Origin of the sequence: Sulfitobacter sp. THAF37 (genome assembly GCF_009363555.1) — a bacterium.
Lineage (GTDB): Bacteria > Pseudomonadota > Alphaproteobacteria > Rhodobacterales > Rhodobacteraceae > Sulfitobacter.
This window is the reverse complement of record NZ_CP045372.1, coordinates 554,689-578,003: the sequence shown is the minus strand read 5'-3', so window position 1 is coordinate 578,003 and position 23,315 is coordinate 554,689. Positions and strand designations below refer to the sequence as shown.

25 protein-coding genes are annotated in these 23,315 nt (G+C 63.3%); 18 read left to right on the top strand and 7 right to left on the bottom strand.

Going from position 1 to position 23,315, the window contains the following annotated elements:
• The first annotated feature begins 14 nt into the window (after nucleotides 1-14).
• The 18 genes from FIU94_RS20830 (at nucleotide 15) to FIU94_RS02775 (ending at nucleotide 16,230) form a co-directional block, all read left to right on the top strand.
• Nucleotides 15-167, top strand: coding sequence for a hypothetical protein (locus FIU94_RS20830; protein ID WP_172975834.1), 153 nt, complete (start codon nucleotides 15-17; stop codon nucleotides 165-167).
• A 161-nt stretch (nucleotides 168-328) separates the two neighbouring features.
• Entirely contained in the window at nucleotides 329-811 is a 483-nt protein-coding gene (gene rplO, locus FIU94_RS02855; RefSeq protein ID WP_152464341.1) for a 50S ribosomal protein L15, read from the top strand.
• 122 nt (nucleotides 812-933) lie between these two features.
• On the top strand, nucleotides 934-2,307 hold the full coding sequence (gene secY / locus FIU94_RS02850) for a preprotein translocase subunit SecY (protein WP_152464340.1): 1,374 nt from the start codon (nucleotides 934-936) through the stop codon (nucleotides 2,305-2,307).
• Nucleotides 2,304-2,882 carry an adenylate kinase gene (locus FIU94_RS02845; RefSeq protein WP_152464339.1) on the top strand — a complete coding sequence of 193 codons (579 nt, stop codon included), beginning with the start codon at nucleotides 2,304-2,306 and terminating at the stop codon, nucleotides 2,880-2,882. Before secY ends, FIU94_RS02845 begins: the two co-directional genes overlap by 4 nt.
• A gap of 264 nt (nucleotides 2,883-3,146) precedes the next feature.
• Complete coding sequence (rpsM, locus tag FIU94_RS02840) at nucleotides 3,147-3,515, top strand: 30S ribosomal protein S13 (protein WP_152464338.1); 369 nt, start codon at nucleotides 3,147-3,149, stop codon at nucleotides 3,513-3,515.
• Between the two features lie 15 nt (nucleotides 3,516-3,530).
• The gene (gene rpsK / locus FIU94_RS02835; RefSeq protein ID WP_071969871.1) at nucleotides 3,531-3,920 is read left to right on the top strand and encodes a 30S ribosomal protein S11; all 390 of its coding nucleotides are present in this window, start codon (nucleotides 3,531-3,533) and stop codon (nucleotides 3,918-3,920) included.
• A gap of 113 nt (nucleotides 3,921-4,033) precedes the next feature.
• A complete protein-coding gene (locus FIU94_RS02830; RefSeq protein WP_152464337.1) occupies nucleotides 4,034-5,050 on the top strand; it encodes a DNA-directed RNA polymerase subunit alpha in 1,017 nt (338 codons plus the stop codon).
• A gap of 194 nt (nucleotides 5,051-5,244) precedes the next feature.
• The gene (gene rplQ, locus FIU94_RS02825; protein ID WP_152464336.1) at nucleotides 5,245-5,661 is read left to right on the top strand and encodes a 50S ribosomal protein L17; all 417 of its coding nucleotides are present in this window, start codon (nucleotides 5,245-5,247) and stop codon (nucleotides 5,659-5,661) included.
• Between the two features lie 130 nt (nucleotides 5,662-5,791).
• Nucleotides 5,792-7,168 carry a trypsin-like peptidase domain-containing protein gene (locus FIU94_RS02820; protein WP_152464335.1) on the top strand — a complete coding sequence of 459 codons (1,377 nt, stop codon included), beginning with the start codon at nucleotides 5,792-5,794 and terminating at the stop codon, nucleotides 7,166-7,168.
• Between the two features lie 3 nt (nucleotides 7,169-7,171).
• On the top strand, nucleotides 7,172-8,491 hold the full coding sequence (locus FIU94_RS02815) for a replication-associated recombination protein A (protein WP_152464334.1): 1,320 nt from the start codon (nucleotides 7,172-7,174) through the stop codon (nucleotides 8,489-8,491).
• 266 nt (nucleotides 8,492-8,757) lie between these two features.
• Nucleotides 8,758-9,138: a fluoride efflux transporter CrcB gene (gene crcB / locus FIU94_RS02810; protein ID WP_152464333.1), complete on the top strand. Its 381-nt coding sequence runs from the start codon at nucleotides 8,758-8,760 to the stop codon at nucleotides 9,136-9,138.
• Complete coding sequence (locus FIU94_RS02805) at nucleotides 9,135-10,184, top strand: RluA family pseudouridine synthase (protein ID WP_152464332.1); 1,050 nt, start codon at nucleotides 9,135-9,137, stop codon at nucleotides 10,182-10,184. The genes crcB and FIU94_RS02805 overlap by 4 nt, the downstream gene beginning before the upstream one ends.
• Nucleotides 10,181-10,867: an HAD-IA family hydrolase gene (locus FIU94_RS02800; protein WP_152464331.1), complete on the top strand. Its 687-nt coding sequence runs from the start codon at nucleotides 10,181-10,183 to the stop codon at nucleotides 10,865-10,867. The genes FIU94_RS02805 and FIU94_RS02800 overlap by 4 nt, the downstream gene beginning before the upstream one ends.
• Nucleotides 10,864-11,577: an ATP12 family chaperone protein gene (locus tag FIU94_RS02795; RefSeq protein WP_152464330.1), complete on the top strand. Its 714-nt coding sequence runs from the start codon at nucleotides 10,864-10,866 to the stop codon at nucleotides 11,575-11,577. The genes FIU94_RS02800 and FIU94_RS02795 overlap by 4 nt, the downstream gene beginning before the upstream one ends.
• 195 nt (nucleotides 11,578-11,772) lie before the next feature.
• The gene (locus FIU94_RS02790; RefSeq protein WP_152464329.1) at nucleotides 11,773-12,789 is read left to right on the top strand and encodes an amino acid ABC transporter substrate-binding protein; all 1,017 of its coding nucleotides are present in this window, start codon (nucleotides 11,773-11,775) and stop codon (nucleotides 12,787-12,789) included.
• Nucleotides 12,790-12,933: 144 nt separating this feature from the next.
• Nucleotides 12,934-14,148, top strand: a complete 1,215-nt coding sequence (locus FIU94_RS02785; RefSeq protein WP_152464328.1) for an amino acid ABC transporter permease — start codon at nucleotides 12,934-12,936, stop codon at nucleotides 14,146-14,148.
• 1 nt (nucleotide 14,149) lies between these two features.
• Nucleotides 14,150-15,448: an amino acid ABC transporter permease gene (locus FIU94_RS02780; RefSeq protein WP_152464327.1), complete on the top strand. Its 1,299-nt coding sequence runs from the start codon at nucleotides 14,150-14,152 to the stop codon at nucleotides 15,446-15,448.
• A gap of 14 nt (nucleotides 15,449-15,462) precedes the next feature.
• A complete protein-coding gene (locus FIU94_RS02775) occupies nucleotides 15,463-16,230 on the top strand; it encodes an amino acid ABC transporter ATP-binding protein (RefSeq protein WP_071969891.1) in 768 nt (255 codons plus the stop codon).
• Nucleotides 16,231-16,301: 71 nt separating this feature from the next.
• Here FIU94_RS02775 and FIU94_RS02770 read toward each other — a convergent pair whose 3' ends face one another.
• The 7 genes from FIU94_RS02770 to FIU94_RS02740 all read right to left on the bottom strand — a co-directional run bounded on the left by FIU94_RS02770 (nucleotide 16,302) and on the right by FIU94_RS02740 (nucleotide 23,241).
• The gene (locus FIU94_RS02770) at nucleotides 16,302-16,793 is read right to left on the bottom strand and encodes a histidine phosphatase family protein (protein WP_152464326.1); all 492 of its coding nucleotides are present in this window, start codon (nucleotides 16,791-16,793) and stop codon (nucleotides 16,302-16,304) included.
• Between the two features lies 1 nt (nucleotide 16,794).
• Complete coding sequence (locus FIU94_RS02765) at nucleotides 16,795-17,448, bottom strand: ferredoxin (protein ID WP_152464325.1); 654 nt, start codon at nucleotides 17,446-17,448, stop codon at nucleotides 16,795-16,797.
• Complete coding sequence (gene argB / locus FIU94_RS02760; RefSeq protein WP_172975833.1) at nucleotides 17,445-18,308, bottom strand: acetylglutamate kinase; 864 nt, start codon at nucleotides 18,306-18,308, stop codon at nucleotides 17,445-17,447. The genes FIU94_RS02765 and argB overlap by 4 nt, the downstream gene beginning before the upstream one ends.
• 29 nt (nucleotides 18,309-18,337) lie before the next feature.
• On the bottom strand, nucleotides 18,338-18,988 hold the full coding sequence (gene yihA, locus FIU94_RS02755; protein ID WP_152464324.1) for a ribosome biogenesis GTP-binding protein YihA/YsxC: 651 nt from the start codon (nucleotides 18,986-18,988) through the stop codon (nucleotides 18,338-18,340).
• Complete coding sequence (locus FIU94_RS02750; RefSeq protein ID WP_152464323.1) at nucleotides 18,988-19,728, bottom strand: MOSC domain-containing protein; 741 nt, start codon at nucleotides 19,726-19,728, stop codon at nucleotides 18,988-18,990. Before FIU94_RS02750 ends, yihA begins: the two co-directional genes overlap by 1 nt.
• The gene (yidC, locus tag FIU94_RS02745; RefSeq protein WP_152464322.1) at nucleotides 19,725-21,539 is read right to left on the bottom strand and encodes a membrane protein insertase YidC; all 1,815 of its coding nucleotides are present in this window, start codon (nucleotides 21,537-21,539) and stop codon (nucleotides 19,725-19,727) included. The genes FIU94_RS02750 and yidC overlap by 4 nt, the downstream gene beginning before the upstream one ends.
• 160 nt (nucleotides 21,540-21,699) lie before the next feature.
• Entirely contained in the window at nucleotides 21,700-23,241 is a 1,542-nt protein-coding gene (locus tag FIU94_RS02740; RefSeq protein ID WP_152464321.1) for a bifunctional diguanylate cyclase/phosphodiesterase, read from the bottom strand.
• Nucleotides 23,242-23,315 lie beyond the last annotated feature (74 nt).

Genomic DNA, 23,315 nt, shown 5'->3' with positions numbered 1-23,315 from the left:
CCCATGTGCCTGGCATGATCCGGCTGACCGGCAAGGCGCCGTTTGTCCGCTTTCTCAGGATCGCCGATCCGGACCGCGCCATCGAAGAGGCCGGGTTCGAGATCATCGAGACGGGGGATTATCCGGCCTCGCCGCCCGGTCACTTTGTTGTGGCGCGCAGGCTATGATGACCGGGTCGCGCGGGGGGACTGTTGACCCCGCTTGATCCTGCGGCGGGGCTCGTCTATACGCGCCCGGTGGACGCATGCCGTGTCCGCCTGAGATTCGTGAACGCCGCGTTTGGCCGCTCCCGTCGCTGGGGGCCAATTCCGGCAAAAGGAGAAGCGACATGAAACTGAACGAACTTTCCGACAATCCCGGTGCCGCCAAGAAGCGGATGCGCGTCGGTCGCGGCCCCGGCTCCGGCAAGGGCAAGATGGGTGGCCGTGGTATCAAGGGTCAGAAGTCCCGCTCCGGCGTGGCGATCAAGGGCTACGAAGGCGGCCAGATGCCGCTCTACCAGCGTCTGCCCAAGCGTGGCTTCAACAAGCCGAACCGCAAGAGCTTTGCCGTTGTGAACCTGGGCCTGATCCAGAAATTCATCGACGCGAAGAAACTGGACGCAGGCAAGGCGATCGACTCCGATGCGCTGGTCGCTTCCGGCCTTGTCCGCCGCAGCCTGGACGGCATCCGCGTTCTGGCCAAGGGCGACATTACGTCCAAGATCGACCTGCACGTCGCAGGCGCGTCAAAGTCGGCTGTCGAAGCTGTGGAAAAGGCGGGCGGTTCCGTGACCGTCACCGCGCCCGCGGCGGCGGCTTCGGCCGAGTAATCGGTCCTCAAGGCTTGTGGGCGGGCAGCGACCCGCTTACATGTTTCTTCGAGTTTTCCCAGAACGCCGCCCGCCGGAAAACGGTCGGGGCGGCGTTTGCATAGCAAAAAAAGAGACCCCTCATGGTATCAGCCGTCGAAAACATGGCCGCCAACACCAGCTGGTCCGCATTGGGCAAGGCGACAGACCTGCGCAACCGGATCCTGTTCACGCTGGGTTTGCTGATCGTCTACCGGTTGGGCACCTTCATTCCGGTGCCGGGGATCGACGGCCAGGCGCTGCGCGATTTCATGGAAAGCGCGGGGCAGGGGATCGGTGGCATGGTGTCCATGTTCACAGGCGGCGCGCTGGGGCGGATGGGCATCTTTGCCCTTGGCATCATGCCTTATATTTCCGCCTCGATCATCGTTCAGCTGATGACCTCGATGGTGCCTGCTCTTGAGCAGCTCAAGAAAGAGGGCGAACAGGGGCGCAAGAAAATCAACCAGTACACGCGGTACGGCACCGTGGCGCTGGCAACATTGCAGGCCTACGGGCTGGCGGTCAGCCTGGAGGCCGGCGATATCGCCGCGGATCCGGGGCTTTACTTCCGCATTGCCTGCATGATCACGCTGGTCGGCGGCACCATGTTCCTGATGTGGCTGGGTGAACAGATCACCTCCCGCGGGATCGGCAATGGCATCTCATTGATCATCTTCGTCGGCATCATCGCCGAAGTGCCCGCCGCGATTGCCCAGTTCTTTGCTTCCGGCCGGTCGGGGGCGATCAGCCCGGCGGTGATTGTCGGTGTCCTGCTGATGGTCGTCCTGACGATCATGTTTGTCGTCTTCATGGAACGCGCACTGCGCAAGATCCACATCCAGTACCCCCGCCGCCAGGTCGGGATGAAGATGTATGATGGCGGGTCCAGCCATCTGCCGGTCAAGGTGAACCCGGCGGGCGTGATCCCGGCGATTTTCGCCTCGTCGCTGCTGCTGCTGCCGGTGACGATCAGCACGTTCTCGGGCAATTCCACGGGGCCGGTGATGTCGCTCCTGCTGGCGAACTTCGGCCCGGGGCAGCCGCTCTACCTGCTGTTCTTCGTGGCGATGATCGTCTTCTTCGCCTATTTCTATACCTTCAACGTCAGCTTCAAACCCGATGATGTCGCGGAAAACCTGAAAAGCCAGAACGGGTTCGTTCCGGGCATCAGACCGGGCAAGAAGACAGCCGAATACCTGGAATATGTCGTGAACCGGGTTCTGGTGCTTGGCTCGGCCTACCTGGCCCTGGTCTGTGTCCTGCCCGAGGTCCTGCGCGGACAGTTTGCGATCCCCTTCTACTTCGGCGGCACCTCGGTACTGATTGTTGTATCGGTCACGATGGACACGATCCAGCAGGTGCAAAGTCATCTTCTGGCGCACCAGTACGAAGGTCTGCTGGAAAAATCGCAATTGCGCGGTAAAGGTGCCGGCAAAGGAAAACCACGCAAGAAACGGAGCCCTGTACGTCGATGAACATTATTCTCCTTGGACCGCCCGGCGCCGGTAAAGGCACACAAGCACGTCACCTGGTCGAAACCCGGAACATGGTCCAGCTGTCCACCGGTGACATGCTGCGCGAAGCCAAGGATTCGGGCACCGAAATGGGCAAGATGGTAGCGGACGTCATGGCCCGCGGCGATCTGGTAACCGACGAGATCGTGATCGGCCTGATCCGCGAAAAGCTGGAAGGCGACAACAAGGGCGGGTTCATCTTTGATGGCTTCCCCCGCACGCTGGAACAGGCGGATGCGCTGAACCGGCTGATGGCGGAACAGGGCCAGGAGATCGACCGGGTAATCGAGTTGCGGGTCAACGACGAGGTGCTGGTGGACCGTATCGTCGGCCGTGCCGAAGAGGCCCGTGCAGCGGGCGAGCCCGTGCGTGCAGACGACAATGCCGAAAGCCTGAAGATCCGGCTGCTGGCCTATTACAAGCAGACGTCGCCCCTGATCGGCTATTACTATGCCAAGGATATGCTGAGCGCAGTGGACGGATTGGGCAGCATCGACGCGGTGCAGGGCGAGATCGCCGGATTGCTCGACGCCTGATCCGGGGTCGGAACCTGCGAGAATCCTGACCGGTTTTTTCGAAGGAAACGACACCTTCTGCGAACCGTCCGGCATGGGTTGACGGCTTGGCCAAAACCCCATAGTCAGCGCTATCTCGAAAGAGAATCAATTTGTGGTTTCGGGTCGCACCCGTGCCGCAAGATCACCTGATCAGCCAGGCCCGACGCGCCCAAAACGCATCGGGCTTATGTTGTGAAAAAAGGGCCCGGCATCACGGGCTCGCAACGAAAAGGAATATGACACGTGGCACGTATTGCCGGCGTTAACATCCCGACTGCAAAGCGGGTTCCCATCGCCCTCACCTATATCACCGGTATCGGTAACGCCTCCGCCCGCGCGATCTGCGAAGCGGTCGGTATCGACCTGACCCGCCGGGTCAACGAACTCAGCGACGCGGAAGTCCTGAAAGTGCGCGAATACATCGACGAAAACTACACTGTCGAAGGCGACCTGCGCCGTGACGTGCAGATGAACGTCAAGCGCCTGATGGACCTGGGCTGCTACCGTGGCCTGCGCCACCGCCGCAACCTGCCGGTCCGTGGCCAGCGCACCCATACAAACGCACGCACCCGCAAAGGCCCCGCAAAGGCCATTGCCGGCAAGAAGAAATAAGGGAGGGCTGAGAACATGGCACGCGATCGTACCCGCACCAAGCGCAAGGTCTCCAAGAACATCGCCGCAGGCGTGGCGCATGTGAATTCGAGCTTCAACAACACCAAGATCCTGATCTCCGACGTCCAGGGCAATGCGATCAGCTGGTCGTCCGCCGGGACATGCGGTTTCAAGGGCTCTCGGAAGTCCACCCCCTACGCAGCCCAGATGGCTGCCGAGGACGCAGGCCGCAAGGCACAGGAACACGGCGTCAAGACCCTTGAAGTCGAAGTTCAGGGGCCCGGCTCCGGCCGTGAGAGCGCCCTGCGCGCCCTGGCGGCTGCCGGTTTCAACATCACGTCGATCCGTGATGTGACCCCGATGGCCCACAACGGCTGCCGTCCGCCCAAGCGCCGCCGCGTCTAAGCATCTGTATTTTGACGGGGCTGCGTGTTTTCGCGCGGCCCCATACCGCTTTACTTAAACCTCGAGCGTATCAGCCGACCGGACATGCGGCAGATACAAGGATGGAGGGACACATGATCCACAAGAACTGGGCCGAGTTGATCAAGCCGCAGCAGCTTGACGTCAAGCCGGGCAACGACCCCGCGCGGCAGGCCACCGTGGTCGCCGAACCGCTGGAGCGGGGCTTTGGCCTGACAATGGGCAACGCGCTGCGCCGCGTTCTGATGTCCTCCCTTCAGGGGGCGGCCATTACCTCTGTGCAGATTGACAACGTGCTGCACGAATTCTCTTCGGTTGCCGGTGTCCGCGAAGATGTCACCGACATCGTGCTGAACCTCAAGGGCGTGTCGATCCGCATGGAAGTCGAAGGGCCCAAGCGCCTGTCGATCTCGGCCAAGGGGCCCGGCGTCGTCACCGCGGGCGACATCAGCGAATCCGCCGGCATCGAGATCCTGAACCGCGATCACGTCATCTGTCACCTCGACGATGGTGCGGATGTCTACATGGAACTGACCGTCAACACCGGCAAGGGCTATGTCTCTGCCGACAAGAACAAGCCCGAGGATGCACCGATCGGCCTGATCCCGATCGACGCGATCTATTCCCCGGTCAAGAAAGTCAGCTATGACGTGCAGCCCACCCGCGAGGGCCAGGTGCTGGATTATGACAAGCTGACCATGAAGGTGGAAACAGACGGGTCGATCACTCCGGATGATGCGGTGGCTTTCGCCGCGCGTATCCTGCAGGACCAGCTGGGCATCTTCGTCAACTTCGACGAGCCGGAAAGCGCCTCCCGTCAGGACGACGACGACGGGCTGGAATTCAACCCGTTGCTGCTCAAGAAAGTGGACGAGCTGGAGCTTTCGGTACGTTCCGCGAACTGCCTGAAGAACGACAACATTGTCTACATCGGCGATCTGATTCAGAAGACCGAAGCAGAGATGCTGCGCACGCCGAACTTTGGCCGCAAGTCCCTGAACGAGATCAAGGAAGTGTTGTCCGGCATGGGTCTGCACCTTGGCATGGACGTCGAGGACTGGCCGCCAGACAACATCGAAGACCTGGCCAAGAAGTTCGAAGACAACTTTTAAGAACCCGTAGGGTGCGCATTCATTGCGCACCTTGCACCCCGGGCATCCTGCCCTTTCATTGCCCGCCCGAGGGCGGACAACTACCGGGTTACGCGGCTCCCTCCGGATGACGCTGACCCCAAGGAGAGCTGGCGCTACGCACGCCAGCCGGACAAAGCAAAACCGCCCGTAGAGGGCACATTAGGAGAATAAATATGCGTCACGCACGTGGATACCGCCGCCTGAACCGCACACATGAGCACCGCAAGGCGCTCTGGTCGAACATGGCCGGCTCGCTCATCGAACATGAGCAGATCAAAACGACCCTGCCCAAGGCAAAAGAACTGCGTCCGATCATCGAAAAGATGATCACCCTGGCCAAGCGCGGCGACCTTCACGCCCGCCGCCAGGCGGCCGCGAAGCTCAAGCAGGACGCCTATGTGGCGAAACTGTTCGACGTTCTCGGCCCGCGCTACAAGGACCGCCAGGGCGGTTACGTGCGCGTTCTCAAGGCGGGTTTCCGCTATGGCGACATGGCGCCGATGGCGATCATTGAATTCGTCGACCGCGACCGCGATGCCAAGGGTGCCGCCGACAAGGCCCGCCTGGCAGCGGAAGAAGCCGCGGAATAAGATCTTTCGCAATCAGCGCATAGAAAGCCCCGCCCTCGGCGGGGTTTTTTGTTGCCGTAGGACGGGGATATTCGCTGCCGAAAAGAGCGGGGGAGTTGCGCATTCCGCCCCCGCCGCGCATATCTGGGGCATGAGATATCTGTTGATGATCCTTGCCCTCGTCGCGGCGCCCGCGCTGTCGCAGCAGGTGCCGCAATCCGCCGCGCAGATGCAGCTCAGCTTCGTGCCGCTGGTGAAACAGGCGACCCCGGCGGTGGTGAACATCTACGCCAAGATCATGGCCGCACCCCGCCGCACCCCGCTGCAAAGCGACCCGTTCTTTGAACGATTTTTCCGCGATCCCTTTTCCGAACGCCCGAGAGTGCAGAACTCGCTCGGGTCCGGTGTGATCCTGTCCGAAGACGGGATCGTCGTGTCCAACTATCATGTGGTCGGCATGGCGACCGAAATTCGCGTGGTGCTGAACGACCGCCGCGAATATTCGGCAAAGGTGTTGCTGGGCGACGCTGAGGCGGATCTGGCGATCCTCAAGATCGACGCCAATGAGCCGCTGCCTTATCTCGACCTGCGCGACAGCGAGACGGTGGAGGTGGGCGAGCTGGCTCTTGCAATCGGCAACCCTTTCGGTGTGGGTCAGACCGTAAGCAGTGGCATCGTGTCAGGCCTTGCGCGGTCGGGCGCGGGCGGGGGCAACTCGGGGTTGGGTTACTTTATCCAGACCGATGCGCCGATCAACCCCGGCAATTCCGGCGGGGCACTGATCGACATGCAGGGGCGGCTGATCGGGATCAACACCTCCATCCTGACCCGGTCGGGCGGGTCCAACGGCATCGGCTTTGCCATCCCTGCCGACCTCGTGGCCGCCTTTGTCACGCAGGCGCGGGGGGGCGAGGTGGCCTTTGCCCGTCCCTGGGCGGGGATCAGCGGGCAGCCGGTGGATAACGATATGGCCGGGCCGTTGGGGCTGGATCGGGCGGGCGGTATCATCATTTCAGGACTGCATGAGGCCAGCCCGTTCCTTTCGGCCGGGCTGCAAGTGGGTGACGTCATTACCCATGTGGGCGATCAACCGGTGCATACGCCCAACGAGATGGTCTACCGGATGAGCGTCGCTGGCATGGGCAGCCGCACGCCGGTACGCTTCCGTCGGGATGGCGCGGATCAGGAGGTTGAGGTCGCCCTGATCGGCCCGCCCGACGTGCCCCCGCGCGAGGAGGCGGTGCTGCCCGCGCGCAGCGTCCTGCCTGCCCTGCGGATCGCACGGGTCAACCCGGCCGTGATCGCCGAACTGAACCTGCCGCTGGAGGCGGAAGGGGTCGTCGTGCTGGATCCGGGCCGGTTCGGTCCCCGGGTCGGTCTACGCAAGGGCGACCTTGTGTTGTCGGTGAACGGGGCCCAGGTGGCGCGACCGGCGGACCTGGAGGCGCTGTTCGGCGGAGACCTGCGCCGGTTCGAGATCCTGATCCAGCGCGGCGACCGGCGCAGTCTGCTGCGGTTTCGGGTCTGATCCGTGCCGGACCTGTTCGATACCGGCGATGCGCCCGAGGACACCGGCAGCGGCCACCGGCCCCTGGCGGACCGGTTACGGCCCCGCGCCCTGACCGAGGTCATCGGTCAGCAGAGCATTCTCGGCCGCGATGCGCCGCTGTCGGTGATGCTGTCGTCGGGTGCGCTGTCCTCGCTGATCTTCTGGGGGCCGCCGGGGGTCGGCAAGACCACCATCGCGCGCCTGCTGGCGGATGAGACGGACCTGCATTTCGTCCAGATCAGCGCCATTTTCAGCGGTGTGCCGGAGCTGCGCAAGGTGTTCGACGCGGCCAAGCTGCGGCGCCGACAGGGGCAGGGCACGCTGCTGTTCGTGGACGAGATCCATCGTTTCAACAAGGCACAGCAGGACGGGTTCCTGCCGCATATGGAGGATGGCACGATCCTTCTGGTGGGGGCGACCACCGAGAACCCCAGCTTCGAATTGAATGCGGCGGTCCTGTCGCGCGCGCAGGTGATGGTCCTGGAACGGCTGTCGACAGAAGAGCTGGAGCAGATGGCGCAACGGGCCGAGCATGAGTTGGGTGTCGACCTTCCCCTGCATCCCGATGCGCGCACGGCGCTGCTCGAAATGGCCGATGGCGATGGCCGCGCCCTTCTGAACCTGATCGAGCAACTGGTCGCCTGGAAGGTGGACGGCAAGCTGGACAGGGCCTCATTGGCGGCGCGGCTGATGCGGCGCGCGGCGCAATACGACAAGAGCGGAGATGCCCATTACAACCTGATCTCGGCCCTGCATAAATCGGTGCGCGGATCGGACCCGGATGCGGCGCTCTACTGGTTCGCACGAATGCTGGAGGGGGGCGAGGACCCGCGTTATCTGGCGCGGCGGATTACCCGCATGGCGGTAGAGGACATCGGCCTGGCCGACCCGCAGGCGCAGGCGGTCTGCCTGCAATCCTGGGAAACCTTCGAGCGGCTGGGCAGCCCCGAAGGAGAACTCGCGCTGGCGCAGGCGGTGACTTATCTCGCGCTCGCGCCCAAGTCGAACGCGGCCTATGTCGCCTACAAGGGCGCGCGGCGTGCGGCGAAGGAAACCGGATCGGCCCCGCCGCCCAAGCATATCTTGAACGCGCCCACCAAGATGATGAAGGAACAGGGATATGGCGATGGCTATGCCTATGACCACGATGCCGAAGACGGGTTTTCCGGGCAGGATTACTTTCCCGAAGGGGTGGCGCGGCAGTCGCTGTATGCCCCGGTCGAGCGGGGATTCGAGCGGGAGCTGAAGAAACGGTTGGACTACTTCGCGAAGCTGCGCAGCAAGCGGGGCGGTACGGGCTGACCGGCACCAAGTATGACGATGCCGTATCAGCAGCGAAGACATGTCATGGAAGACATGTCTTTTTTGACATATCTTCCATGACATGTCTTCGTTCTCGGACGTCCATCGGGTTTCGGCGCTGCAGGGCGTCGGGTGATCCTGACAACGACTGGCGCAGAGTGTCACGGACTGGCGCGGGTTGCTGGAAAAAGGTCTCGATCACGCGCAAATCCCCTGTCCGGGCCTGAATTCTTGACAATCCCCGCGCAAAGCGTGACAGACGCGCCATGATCTCGACCTTGTCCCTTGTCGCGCTCGGCGGCGCTATCGGAGCCGCGTTGCGGTTCCTGTCCGGCGTGGCCATCCTGCGCCTGACGGGGCCGCAGGAATTTCCGCTGGCCATCGTCACGGTCAATATCGTCGGGTCCTTCCTGATGGGGGTCTTCGTGGTCTTCGCCGCGCAAAAGGGGCTGACCCACTATTCTCCCCTTGTCATGACCGGCATGCTGGGCGGTTTCACCACCTTCTCGGCCTTTTCGCTTGAGACCGTCACGCTGATCGAACGGCAGGCGTTCGGGCTGGCGGGGCTCTACATCGGGGCTTCGGTGATCCTGTCGATAGGTGCGCTTATGCTGGGGCTCTGGCTTGCGCGGGGGGCATTCGGATGAGCCGTGTACAGACATTGACCGTGGAAGAAGGCGAGGGCGACCAGCGCCTGGACCGCTGGTTCAAGCGACGCTTTCCGCAAATATCGCAGGGCCGCGTCGAAAAGATGTGCCGCAAGGGCGAAATCCGTGTCGATGGCGGTCGGGTCAAGGGCGCGACCCGGTTGGAGGTCGGCCAGCAGGTGCGCATTCCGCCGCTGCCCGACGGAGAAGCTCCGCCGCCGCCCAAACGCACCCGGATCAGCGATGCGGAGGCCAAATTCATCCGGTCCTGCGTGATCTATCGCGACGATCACGTGATCGCGCTGAACAAGCCGCCGGGCCTGCCGGTGCAGGGGGGATCGGGCCAGTCGGACAGGCATGTGGATGCGCTGGCCGAGGCGCTGATGTTCGATCTGGATGAAAAGCCGCGCCTTGTGCACCGCCTGGACAAGGACACATCGGGCGTCTTGATCATGGCGCGGACCCGGGCCGTGGCACAGGCGTTGACGGCCAATTTCCGGCACCGTGAAACACGCAAGATCTACTGGGCCGCCATCGCCGGGGTTCCGCATCCCAAGAACGGACAGATCAAGTTCGGGCTGGTCAAGGCTGCAGGGCACGGCGCGCGGGGTGAGGGTGAGAAGATGATCGCGGTCCATCCCGCTGACATCGACAGCACCGAAGGCGCCAAACGCGCCACCACCGACTATGCCGTGCTGGCGCAGGCGGGTAGCCGGACCTGCTGGGCCGCGCTGATCCCGGTGACGGGCCGCACCCACCAGCTGCGCGCGCATATGGCCGAGATCGGCCACCCCATCGTGGGGGATGGCAAATACGGCGGCTCGGGCCAGGAAAACCCCGGTGACGGCTGGGGTGCGCAACTGGGCGGCGACATCTCGAAAAAGCTGCATCTGCATGCGCGCAGCCTGACGGTGGAGCATCCTGTGACCAAGGCGATCCTGAATCTGGTCGCGCCGTTGCCGGAACATATGGCCCGGACCTGGGACACCTTCCAATGGTCGCCCGGAGACGTGCCGGACGACCCGTTCGAGGAAGACTGGGGATGACCGGACGCGCGCTCAGCCTGGTTGTCTTCGACGTGGATGGCACGCTGGTGGACAGTCAGGGCGACATCGTGGCGGCGATGGCCGCTGCTTTCGATACGGTGGCCTTGCCCGCCCCGCCCCGGGCCGAGGTTCTGGGTATCGTCGGTCTTTCGCTGGACGTTGCAATGACGGTTCTGGCGCCGATGCTGGGCGCGGGGGATCACGCACGAATGGTGCAGGGGTACAAGGCCGCCTACATGGATCTGCGCGCGACCACCGGCGTGGCGCAATCCTCGCCGCTCTATTCCGGCGCGCTGGAGGCGCTGGAGGCGCTGCGCGCCCGCGATGACGTATTGCTGGGGGTGGCAACCGGCAAATCCAGACGGGGTTTGGAGAAATTGGTCGAGGGCCACCGGTTGCAGGGCGTTTTCCAGACCTTGCAATGTGCGGATTTCCACCCGTCGAAACCGCATCCGTCGATGCTGCTGGCGGCTTTGGCCGAGACGGGTGTGACCGCGGACAGGGCCGTGATGGTGGGGGACACCAGCTTTGACATGGACATGGCGCAGGCCTCGGGGGTGTCGGGGGTCGGCGTTGGCTGGGGCTATCACGACCGCTCCCGCCTGACCGGTGCCCGCCGCGTCATCGACGGGTTCGAAGACCTGCCCGACGCATTGGACGAGATTTGGGGGCTGCCCGCATGAGCGACTGGAAGGCCAAGAGGTTCTGGAAGGACGCGACAGTGGTGCCCGCGCCGCAAGGGCATACCGTCGAACTGGACGGGCGCCCGGTCAAGACGCCCGCGAAACAGCCGCTGATCCTGCCGACACAGGCGATGGCCAAGGCGGTCGCCGCCGAATGGGACGCGCAGGAGGGGGTGATAGATCCCAACCTGATGCCGGTGACGAGAACCGCAAATTCCGCGATCGACAAGGTCGCGTCCCAGCATGCCGAGGTGGCAGAGATGTTGTCCGACTATGGCGACAGCGATCTATTGTGCTACCGCGCCGACACGCCCGAGGAACTGGTGAAGCGGCAGAAGGCGCACTGGGACCCCATGCTCGACTGGGCGGCAGAGGTGCTGGGCGCGCGGCTGGAACCCCGCGTGGGCATCATGCATCAGCCGCAGGACCCCGATGCGCTGGAGGTGCTGCGTCGCCGGACCCATGCGATGAACAACTTCGAATTGGCCGCCTTCCACGATCTTGTCAGCCTGTCGGGGTCTCTCGTGCTGGGCTTTGCCGCGACCATGGGGGCGCGCGACATCGAGGTGCTGTGGGATATTTCCCGTCTGGACGAGGCGTGGCAGGCCGAGCAATGGGGCCGGGATGACGCTGCGGAAGCCCTGGCCGAAGTCAAGAAGGCTGCCTTTCTGCACGCATGGCGCATGTTCGCATTGTGCCAGGCGGAATAGCCGCAAAGCCGGGCGATCCGCGTTTTCGTGAGGCGTTATCGGGCGAAAAGTCCGGACCGGACCCTTGACCTTTCGAGCGGAATCCTACCACATTGACCTACACTGAGTACGGGAAACCCTGCGCAGTATCGCCTCCGGCATTGCCATGTCGGATCAACCGTCCAGAACGTGGCGGATTATCAGGAAGAGGTAAAAATGAACAAATCTGCAATTTTCGGTGCATTGACCGTTGCGGGTCTGGCTGCCGGTGCTGCCGGTGCCGCCACGCTTGACGACGTCAAGGCACGTGGCACACTGAACTGTGGCGTGACGACCGGTCTGATCGGTTTCGCCGCGCCGGATGCAAACGGCGAATGGAAAGGCTTCGACGTCGCAGTCTGCCGCGCAGTCGCCGCTGCGGTCCTGGGGGATGCGACAGCTGTCGAATTCGTCCCGACCACCGGCAAGACCCGTTTCACCGCGCTCGCCTCGGGCGAGATCGACATGCTGGCACGTAACACCACATGGACCTTCTCCCGCGATGTTGACCTGAAATTCGACTTTATCGGCGTCAACTACTACGACGGTCAGGGCTTCATGGTACCCAAGGCGCTTGGCGTGTCCTCGGCCAAGGATCTGGATGGCGCGACCGTCTGCATCCAGACCGGCACAACCACCGAGCTGAACCTCGCGGACTTCTTCCGCGTGAACAACATCAGCTACGAGCCGGTTCCGATCGAAACCAACGCCGAAGCGCAACAGCAGTACCTTGCCGGTGCCTGCGACGTCTACACGACAGACGCATCCGGCCTGGCCGCGACGCGCGCCGCGTTCGAGAACCCCGGCGACCACGTCCTGCTGCCCGAGATCGTTTCGAAAGAGCCGCTGGGCCCGCTGGTCCGTCACGGCGACAACGAATGGGGCGACGTGGTCCGTTGGACCCTGAACGCGCTGATCTCTGCCGAAGAGCTGGGTGTGTCCTCGGCCAACGTCAACGAAATGGCATCTTCGACCACCAATCCCGAAATCGCGCGCCTTCTGGGCACCGAGGGGACGCTGGGCGAGATGCTGGGCCTCGACGCGGACTGGGCCAAGCGCGCAATCGAAAGCCAGGGCAACTACGGTGAGATTTTTGCCACGAACATCGGCGAAGACACTCCCATCGGTCTGGCACGCGGGCTGAACGCCCAGTGGACAGACGGCGGCCTGCTTTACAGCCCGCCCTTCCGGTAAGAAAACAGACGAAGGGCGCGGAGTATTTCCGCGCCCTTCTCAGCTTTCGGCCCTCGGGCCGTCAGGAAGACCAATAATGACCCCGCCGACCGTGCCGCAAAGGCGCATCAAAAAAAACAGGGCTGGGACACAGGGAACAATCTGATGACAACACTCACCGACCCTCCTAAGGAGTCGTTCCGGCTTTCTATGCTGTTGAACGACACGCGCTATCGGTCGCTGACCTTGCAGGCCATCGCGGCGCTGCTGCTGGCGCTGGCAATCGCCTATCTCGGCAACAACCTGATCCAGAATCTCAGGGCTGCCGGGCTGAACATCTCGTATGATTTTCTTGGCAATCCGTCGAATTACGATATCAACCAGACCCTGATCGACTATTCGAGCCGTTCAAGCCATTTGCGTGCCGCCGTCGTCGGCATCCTGAACACCTTGCTGGTTGCCTTTCTGGCCTGTCTGACCGCAACGATCTTCGGTGTGATCGCCGGCGTGCTGCGGCTTTCTCCCAATTGGCTCGTGCGCAAACTGATGGCGGTCTACGTTGAGATATTCCGCAACATCCCGGTGCTGATCTGGATCATCATCATCTTCACGCTGATGACCGCCTCGATGCCCGCCCCCAGCGCGTTCCGCGGGGACGATCCGGCCTCAACCATGCTGCTGGGCGCCTTCGCCTTTACCAACCGCGGTGTCTATATCCCCGCGCCGGTCTGGGGGGCAGGGTCCTTGGTGGTGTTGGGCGTCTTCGTTCTGTCGGTCATCGGCGCTTTCATCTACCGCCGCTACGCCACCAAGCTGCTTTACGACACCGGTCGCCTGCTGCCCATGCTCTGGCCGTCCTTGGCGATCCTGCTGCTGCCTTCGATCCTGGTGTATTTCATCCTGGGGTCGCCCATCGGTCTTGAGTACCCCGAGTTGAGGGGTTTCAACTTCGGTGGCGGCATCAAGATCGGCGCGCCTCTGATCGCGCTGTGGTTCGCGCTGTCCATCTACACCGGTGCCTTCATCGCCGAAAACGTTCGCGCGGGCATCCTGTCGGTTTCCAAAGGCCAGACCGAAGCCGCCGCGGCGCTGGGTCTGCGTCCGGGACGGATCATGAACCTCGTGGTGCTGCCACAGGCGCTGCGTGTGATCATCCCGCCGCTGATTTCGCAGTACCTCAACATCACAAAGAACTCGTCGCTGGCAATTGCCGTGGGCTATGCCGATGTCACCGCGACGCTGGGCGGCATCACCCTGAACCAGACCGGTCGGGCCATCGAATGCGTCCTGCTGCTGATGCTGTTCTACCTGACGATCTCGCTTCTGATCTCGGCGTTCATGAACGTCTACAACAACGCCACCAAGCTGAAGGAGCGTTGAGATGTCGGACACACACGCAGAATCCGTCGCATTTGTTCGGGAAACCGCAATTCCGCCCGCTGCGCCGCCCTCGACCGCGATAGGGCCAGTCAAATGGGTGCGTGACAATCTGTTTCCCACCTGGGCCAATGCGCTGCTGACCATCGCCGCGATTTATCTGATCTGGCTGCTGCTGTCATCGACCCTGCCCTGGATCCTGGGCGGCATCTGGAACACCAACAGCCTCGCTGCCTGCCGCGAAATCCTCGACGGCAGGTCCGCCGCCTGTTTCTCCGTCCTGACGGACCGTTGGCACCAGTTGCTCTACGGTTTCAAATATCCGTCGGAGCTTTACTGGCGGCCCAACCTGGCGCTGCTGATGCTGTTCCTCGCGGCCGCACCGGTCCTGTTCTTCGATCTGCCGCGCAAGCTGCTGATCTTTACCGGGCTCTACCCGTTCATCGCCTATTGGCTGATCTGGGGCGGGACCATCCTGACCCCATTGCTGGCGCTTGCCGGGTTCGTCGTCGGTTATTTTGTCTATGCGCGTTTCGTGAAAAGCAGTTTCGCCAAAGGGTTCTTTGGCGGGATCGCCGCTGCGCTGATCATCTGGTTCATCGGCGGCGCTCTCATTCCGGAGGACGCCTCCAGCTCCGCGATGCTGGAAGCCATCCCCAGCCGGGATTTGGGCGGCTTCATGTTGAACCTGATGCTGGGCGTGACCTGTGTTTCGCTGTCGCTGCCCATCGGGATCGCGCTGGCGCTGGGTCGGCAATCGAACATGCCGCTGATCAAGGGCATCAGCGTGGTCTTTATCGAGTTCATTCGCGGTGTGCCGCTGATCACCCTGCTGTTCGTCGCAAGCGTGATGCTGGCCTATTTCTTTCCGCCCGAATCCACCGTGGACCTGTTCCTGCGGGTCGTGATCATGATCACCATGTTCGCTTCGGCCTATATCGCCGAAGTGATCCGCGGCGGACTGGCCGCGTTGCCCAAGGGTCAGTACGAGGCGGCGGATTCGCTGGGGCTGGACTATGCCCAGGCCATCCGCCTGATCATCCTGCCCCAGGCGCTGAAGATCTCGATCCCGGGTATCGTGAACATCGCGGTGGGTCTGTTCAAGGACACCACGCTGGTTTCGGTGATTTCGCTGTTCGACATCGTGGGGATGATCCGGGGTCCGATCCTGGCCTCCACGGACTGGAACGGGGTCTACTGGGAACTGTTCATGTTCGCCTCGATCCTGTTCTTCGTCGTCTGCTACGGCATCTCGCAATATTCGCAGTGGCTCGAACGCCGCCTTGCGACAGATCATCGTTAAGAAAGGGCTGAGACATGGCCACTGCAACGCAAATGAAAGTGTCGGACGAGGTCGCGATCTCGATCCAGAACATGAACAAGTGGTACGGGACGTTCCATGTGCTGCGCGACATCGACCTGACGGTCTATCGCGGTGAAAGGATCGTCATCTGCGGCCCCTCGGGGTCGGGCAAGTCCACGCTGATCCGCTGTATCAACGCGCTGGAGGAACACCAGAAGGGCCGGATCGAAGTGGACGGCACTGTGCTGTCCTCGGACCTCAAGAACATCGACAAGATCCGGTCGGAGGTGGGGATGTGTTTTCAGCACTTCAACCTTTTCCCGCATCTGACCATCCTTGAAAACTGCACGCTGGCGCCGATCTGGGTGCGCAAGACGCCCAAGAAAGAGGCCGAGGAAACGGCGATGCATTTCCTCGAAAAGGTCAAGATCCCCGACCAGGCGGACAAATACCCCGGCCAGTTGTCGGGCGGCCAGCAGCAGCGCGTCGCCATCGCGCGGTCCTTGTGCATGCGGCCCCGGATCATGCTTTTCGATGAGCCGACGTCGGCGCTGGACCCCGAGATGATCAAGGAGGTCCTGGACACGATGATCGAGCTGGCCGAGGAGGGCATGACCATGCTGTGCGTGACGCACGAGATGGGTTTTGCCCGTCAGGTGGCGAACCGCGTGATCTTTATGGATCAGGGCCAGATCGTGGAGCAGAACGAACCGGAAGAGTTCTTCAACAATCCGCAGTCGCCCCGGACACAGCTGTTCCTCAGTCAGATCCTGGGGCACTAGGATCAGGCTCTCAGAGACAGACCCGCAGGCAGGCAGGTCGAAGGCGTCCGCATCTGCGGGCGCCTTTTTTGTCAAAGCTCCCGTGGCACGACAAAATGTGCGGACTTTCCCCTGTGCCAGCCGACGGCGGACCAGTCGTCGATCTCGAAATCGGCGACCAGGGTGGCGCCGGTGGGATAGGCCATGAACTGCGGGTGATCGGGCGGTGCGGTCACGATTGCATCCGCGCACATCCCGATGCCGGGGTTGTGGCCCAACACCAGCACCGTGTCGCCCTGCGCCCGCTGCAACTGCACCAGAATCTCGTCCATGGACGCGAGGTAGAGCTTGCGGGCAAAGGACGTCTCTATCCCCTCGGGCAGGGCCAGGAGGGTCAGCGTCTCGCGGGTGCGCGTGGCCGAGGAGCACAGCACCTCGTCCGGGATCAGACCCTCCTGCCGCAGCCAGTCGCCCAAGGCGTGCGCGCTGCTGCGCCCCCGCGCGTTCAGGCTGCGATCATGGTCGTTCAGGCTTGCGCCCGACCAGTCGGATTTCGCGTGACGCATCAGGATCAGGCGTTTCATGTCAGGCCCCTTTGAACTGGCGCATGTGGTATTCGGATTGCGCCGCCAGCCGCCCGAAGCGGTGCGAGACGGGGCAGGCGGTGCGCACGCGGCAGCCGCCAGTCAGGCAAGCGGACCCGGCAGGCGTATCGAGGTAGGATTTGCACGCGGGCACATCGTACCCCGCTGGCGTCAGCGCGCCCACCGGGCAGGCGGTGACACAGGGCCTTTCGACGCAGGTGTCGCAAGGTGCGGGCGGCGGCTCAGGCAGGGCAATCCGTTCCGTCAGGGCCAATGCCCCCCGGAAGGACACCATCATCCCCGCGGTGTCGTGCACAAGGAACTGTACCGGAGAGGCATGCACCCGCCCGCTGCGCAGCGCCCAGCTGTAAAAGGGCAGGAACGGCGGGCCGCCAAAGGGAAAAAGCGCCCGCGCGCCCAGTGTCTCGGCCCAGCCGCCAATCACCCGGCGCGACCAGCGGTCCATGGGGTCGGCGCCACCGTCTTCCGCCTCCGGGCTGTTGCGGAACGCGGGCCAGAAGGCCGGTTCGTCGGGGCCCAGCAGCAGGATCGTCTCGGAGGCCCGCGGCACATCATCTGAAGGTACGGGGTGGAAGCCGCCCAGGATGCTCAGCGACCTTTCCCGCGCGCCGTCCTGAAGCGCGGACAGGTTCATCCCTGCCGGATGATGCTGCCCGCACCGTGTTCGGTGAACAGCTCCAGGAGGCAGGCATTTGGCGCGCGACCGTCCAGGATCACGGCAGCCCGCACGCCGCCCTCCAGTGCCTCAAGCGCAGTCTCGGTCTTGGGGATCATGCCGCCCGCGATGGTGCCGTCCACGACCATCTCGCGGATTTGCGCGGCGGTCAGTTCGGTCAGGACCTCGCCTTCGGCGTTCTTGACCCCGGCCACATCCGTCAGCAGCAACAGCCGGTCGGCCTTGAGTGCTGCGGCGATGGCACCGGCGGCGGTGTCGCCGTTTATGTTAAAGGTCTCGCCCCCGTCGCCCATGCCCAGCGGTGCGATCACCGGGATGATCCCCTTGTCCGCCATGTCGCGCAGAATGCGGGGGTTCACGCGGGTGGGCCGCCCCACGAGCCCCAGGCGCGGGTCTTCGTGTTCGCAGACGATCAGGCCGGAATCCTTACCGGAAAGGCCCACAGCGCGCCCGCCCTGTTCGGAAATGGCCTGCACGATGCGGGCATTTACCAGGCCGGACAGGACCATCTCGACCACTTCCATGGTCGCCGCATCTGTGACCCGTTTGCCGTCCACGAATTCGGACTGGATGTTCAGCCGGTCCAGCATGGCATTGATCATCGGACCGCCGCCGTGGACGATCACCGGGTTCACCCCGACCTGGCGCATCAGCGTCACATCGCGGGCGAATTCATCCATCGCCTCGTCGCTGCCCATGGCGTGACCGCCAAGTTTGATCACAACGGTCGCATCGGCGTAGCGTTGCATGTAGGGCAAAGCCTGGCTGAGGGTCTTGGCGGTGGCGATCCAGTCGCGATTCATGTCTTGTTTTCTCATGCCTTGTATTTCCGGGATCGGTGGCGGAGCTATTCCAGCGTCGCGATGATGGCACGAAGCGTGGGGATGCCCCAGCCCTTTTCCGAAGAGGTGACGACGATTTCGGGATAGGCCGCGGGGTGTTTCGACAGCGCCCCGCGCACCTGGTCCAGCACCTTTGCGCGGTCCTTTTCCTTGACCTTGTCGGCCTTGGTCAGGACGACCTGAAAGGTCACGGCGGCACTGTCCAGCAGCGACAGGATCTCGTCGTCGACCTTCTTGACCCCGTGGCGCGCGTCGATCAGCACAAAGGCCCTGCGCAGGGTCTGGCGGCCGCCGAGGTACTGCTTCAGCAGGCGCTGCCATTTTTCCACCACCGGCAGGGGGGCGTTGGCATAGCCATAGCCGGGCAGATCGACGAGGTAGTGACCGTCACCGGCAGTGAAATAGTTGATCTCCTGCGTGCGGCCCGGTGTGTTCGACGCCCGCGCAAGCGCCTTGGTCCCGGTCAGCGCGTTGATCAACGTCGATTTGCCTACGTTTGACCGCCCGGCAAAACATACCTCCATCCGGTCGGCGGGCGGCAGCCCGTCCATGGCGACCACGCCTTTCACAAAGACAGTCTCGCCCGCGAACAGCAACCGGCCCTTTTCAAGCGTCTGGGTGTCGGGGTCCTCTGCGACGGGGAAGGGCAGTTGCATCAGGTCAGCTCCACCTTGTCGCCCGTCGCCACGGGACCCGAGCGGATCACCTCGGCGTAGACGCCGAAATCCTGATGGTCCCAGGTGTTGAGAAGGCCCAGCGTGTCCACGTCGCGTTCCCCGGTCGCGGGGTTGGCAGCCGTATGCAGGCAGCGCCGGATCGGTTCGCGTACCCGCAGCACCGCGCCGCCGACGGTCACGTCCTTGCCGATCCAGTCCAGTTCGTCCCAGGGCAGGCCGGTGTCGAACCAGATGTTGCCGCGCCAGCGCAGGTTCGACAGGTCGGTGCCCGCCTTTCCTTCGACCGCGCGATGCGAGGCCATGTTGCAAAGGCTGACCGAGGCATAGTCGGTGTCGGTGAAACCGCGGCCTGTCAGCCGCAGGATGCGGTCGGGTTGCGCCCGGTCCTCGGGCACCAGCGGCTGCACCCATTCGATCAGCCGCGCGCCCTCGCTGTCGGGACGGAAGCTCAGATCGGGCCGGTCCGGGTGGGTCAATGTCAGGGTTTCGCCATCCGGGTGCAGAACGGCATTGATCGCGGCCAGTTTGGGGGCCTTGGTGCCGATGCTGAAATTCACGCATTTCGCCCATTCCGACCCATCCGCCTTGGAGTGGTCATGCGCCACAGCCCAGAGCCGGTCATAGGGCATCGCCTGACCGGCGGTCAGGGCCACGGTCTGCAGCTCTTCGCGTCCGTGACTTTTCAAAGGGTGACGGAAGAGCTGTGTGACCGTGGTCATTTCTTTGCGTCCGGCTTGGGTTTGCGTTTGAACGTGCCCATGATGTTGCCCATCAGGTCCGGCTTGTACCCCTGGCTGCGCATGATCAGATACTGCTGGGTGAAGGTGATCGTGTTGTTCGCGATCCAGTATACCACCAGGCCACTGGCAAAGCTGCCCAGCATGAACATGAACACCCAGGGCATCCAGGCAAAGATCATCTGTTGCGTGGGATCGGTGGGCGCCGGGTTCAGCTTTTGCTGAAGCCACATGGAAATGCCCAGCAGCAGCGGCAGGACGCCGATAAAGACCAGCGCCATGATCGTGCCCGCCTCGGGCGCGGCCCAGGGCAAAAGCCCGTAGAAGTTGAACAGCGAGGTCGGGTCAGGCGCACTGAGGTCCTGGAACGGTCCGAAGAAGGGCGCGTGGCGCAGCTCGATGGTTACGAAAATCACCTTGTAGAGCGAAAAGAAGATCGGGATTTGCAGCAGGATCGGAAGACAGCCCGCAGCCGGGTTCACCTTTTCCTTGCGGTACAGCTCCATCATGCCCTGCTGAAGCTTCTGGCGGTCGTCGCCTGCATCTTTCTTCAGCTTCTCCATCTGCGGCTGCAGTTCTTTCATCTTGGCCATGGAGACGTAGGACTTGTAGGCCAGCGGGAACAGGATCGCCTTGATCAGCAGGGTCAGGCCGATGATGGCGATGCCCATGTTGCCGATCAGCTTGTTCAGCTCGTGCAGCAGCCAAAAGATCGGTTTGGTCAGGAAAAAGAACCAGCCCCAGTCGATGCTGTCGATGAACTTCGGCACCCCGGCGTCCTCGTAGCTGCGCAGGATGGCCCATTCCTTGGCCCCGGCGAAAAGCTGGGTCGTCATGCTGGCCTGACCGCCGGCGGCCACGGTCTGCGTGGGCTGGCGGGTGATCGCGCGGTAGACATCCGACCGGGCGTCGTAGGTCAGTGCCTCGTCAAAGGGTTCGCCCTGGTCAGGGATCAGGATCGCCTGCCAGAAATGGTCGGTAAAGCCGATCCAGCCGTTGGTGACGCCCTCGTTGACGATGGCCTGGCGGCCCCACCGGGCATTGGTTTCGGATTCCGCGATGTCATCCCAGTCTGTTTCGATCAGTTCGCCGTTCGCGATGGAGACCGCGCCCTCGTGGAGGATGAAGAAATTCTCCAGGTCGTCGGGCTGGGTATGCTGTACGATCATGCCGTAGGGGGCGAGGTTCACCGGCGCCTCGCCGTTGTTGACGACGCTCTGGCCCAGGGTGAACATGTAGTTGTCGTCGACCGAGATCGTGCGGGTAAAGATCTGGCCCGCGCCGTTGTCCCAGGTCAGGGTCACGGGGGAATCCACGCCCAATGTATCGCCTTCGGTCAGGGTCCATTCCGTGTCCGGTCCGGGGACGGCGGCGGGATCCAGCCCGCTGCCTGCGGCCCAGCCCTGAAGGGCATAGTAGGCATCGTTCGTGCCCTGCGGCGACAGCAGTGTCACGATGGGCGCATCGTCCGCCAGCGTGGTGCGGTAGTCCTTGAGCTTCAGGTCGTCGACCCGCCCCCCGATCAAGGAGATGGAGCCGGTCAGCCGCGGTGTTTCGATGTTCACACGGGGTGCATCGGCCAGTGATACGGCATCGCCGCTTTCCGTGACGGGGGCGGTGGCGGTATCCGCCGGGGCCACGGGCGGGGCGCCCGCGGTGCTTTGCTCAGCCGTGGGGGCGGACCCATCCACCGCGGTCTCAGGCTCAGGGGGCGGGAACAGCACGAACCATGCAAGGATCACGATAAAGCTGAGCGCCGTCGCGAGGATGAGATTCTTGTTCTGTTCGTCCATGGGGACCGCCACCTTCGGGATGCTTTCGATCTGGGTGGGTTGAACAGAGTTGAGCACCAGAGGTCAAGCGGATTCGGGGAAACTCCGGCGGTGCGCAATGATCCGACGCGGCGCGCGGCAGGCCTGTGTCCGGGCGGCGCGCGCCTGATCCGGGACGGCGTCAGCGGCGCTTGCCGTCCATGATCCTGGGGGTGTTCTCAAGCTTGGCCGCGTGGCGTTTGATCCAGTCCAGCGTCTGGTCGAACGGCATCGGCCGCCCGATCCCGTAGCCCTGCACGTGGTCGCAGCCCAGTTGCGCCAGCAGAACGTGTTCGCCTACTGTCTCCACTCCTTCCGCCAGAGTTTCGACTTCCAACCGCTCGGCCATGGTCAGGATGGCACTGATCATGCGCTGCTGTTCGGGGTCGCGGTCGGACTTCATCACGAAGGAACGGTCGATCTTGATACGGCTGACGGATAGCCGCCGGATCGAGGTGATCGCGGCATGGCCAGTGCCGAAATCGTCCAGGTCGATCCGACAGCCCATCGCACTCAGGGCATTGACGTTTCGGGTGATCAGATCGTCCGTGACACCTGCAACCACGGTTTCCAGAATTTCCACCGCAAGCCGCTCTGGCGCGAGGTCGAAGCGGTCCAGCTCCCATTTCACCTTGTCGGTCAGGCGGGGGTTGCGCAGCTCGGCGCTGGTGAAGTTCACGCCCACTTGCGGCACGTTCAGGTCCGCACTGTCCCAGGCCTTGAGCGCGGCGAAAGTGTGGTACATCATGACCTCGGTCAGCCGGTCCAGCAGGCCCGCGCTTTCGACGGCGGGGAGGAACTCCTGCGGCAGCAGGACGCCGCGCCGCGGATGGTGCCAGCGGGCCAGCGCCTCGAACCCCGTTACCGCGCCTGTGTCGGTCGAAATCTGCGGCTGGAACCATGGCTGAATCTGTCCGGACTCGACCGCCTGCACCACTTCATCGCGGATCTCGTCGCGGGTTTCGATGGCGATGCGCATCTGGTCCGAAAATGCCCGGATCGCCGAGGGTCCCCGGCTTTGGGCCTCGCGCAGGGCGTTGAAGGCGGCGCGCATCCAATCCTCGGCCCCGCTGCCGGGGGCGCGGGCCCGTTGACAAAATCCGATGCTGGCCGAAACATAGACGTTGATGCCGTCGACGGCGACCGGTTCTTCGATGGCGGTCTGCAGCCGCGCGGCCAGTTGGATGCAGGTTTCCAGGTCCAGATGCTGCACGGGGGCGGTGCAGATGCCGAAGCGTGTATCACCCAGCTGCGCCACGATATCGGAATCGCGCAGAACAGCGAGCAGTCGTTCACCGGTGCGGCGGACCACCTTGTCGGCGGCGTCCTGCCCGTGCTGGTCGGACAATGCATCGAAACTGTCCAGCGCGATGACATAAACGGCGGCCTGCCGGTTTTCGAGCCGCGCACGATTCAGGCAACCTTCGACCGCTTCGGCAAAGGCGGGCCGGTCAAGGATCAGGCCAGTCCGCGCGTCGGCGGCGTCGGCGGCGCGCAATCGCCGACCGACGCCGAGGTAGAGCACCGGCAGCGCCAGACACAGTCCGATCAGACCGGTTTCCCCGGCAGTGGCGTAGATGCCCAGCGTCAGCGCGGGCAGGATCAGCAGCCAGCCCGGCCCATCCAGCACCGCTGTCAGCTGCGATTGCCATGTTTCCAGTGTACCGGGCGGCTTGTGCGCCATCGGTCATCCTCCGCCATTGGTGGGTTAGGCCATATCATCGGAAGCCTAACCCGCCTTGTGTCAGGCGAGGGTTA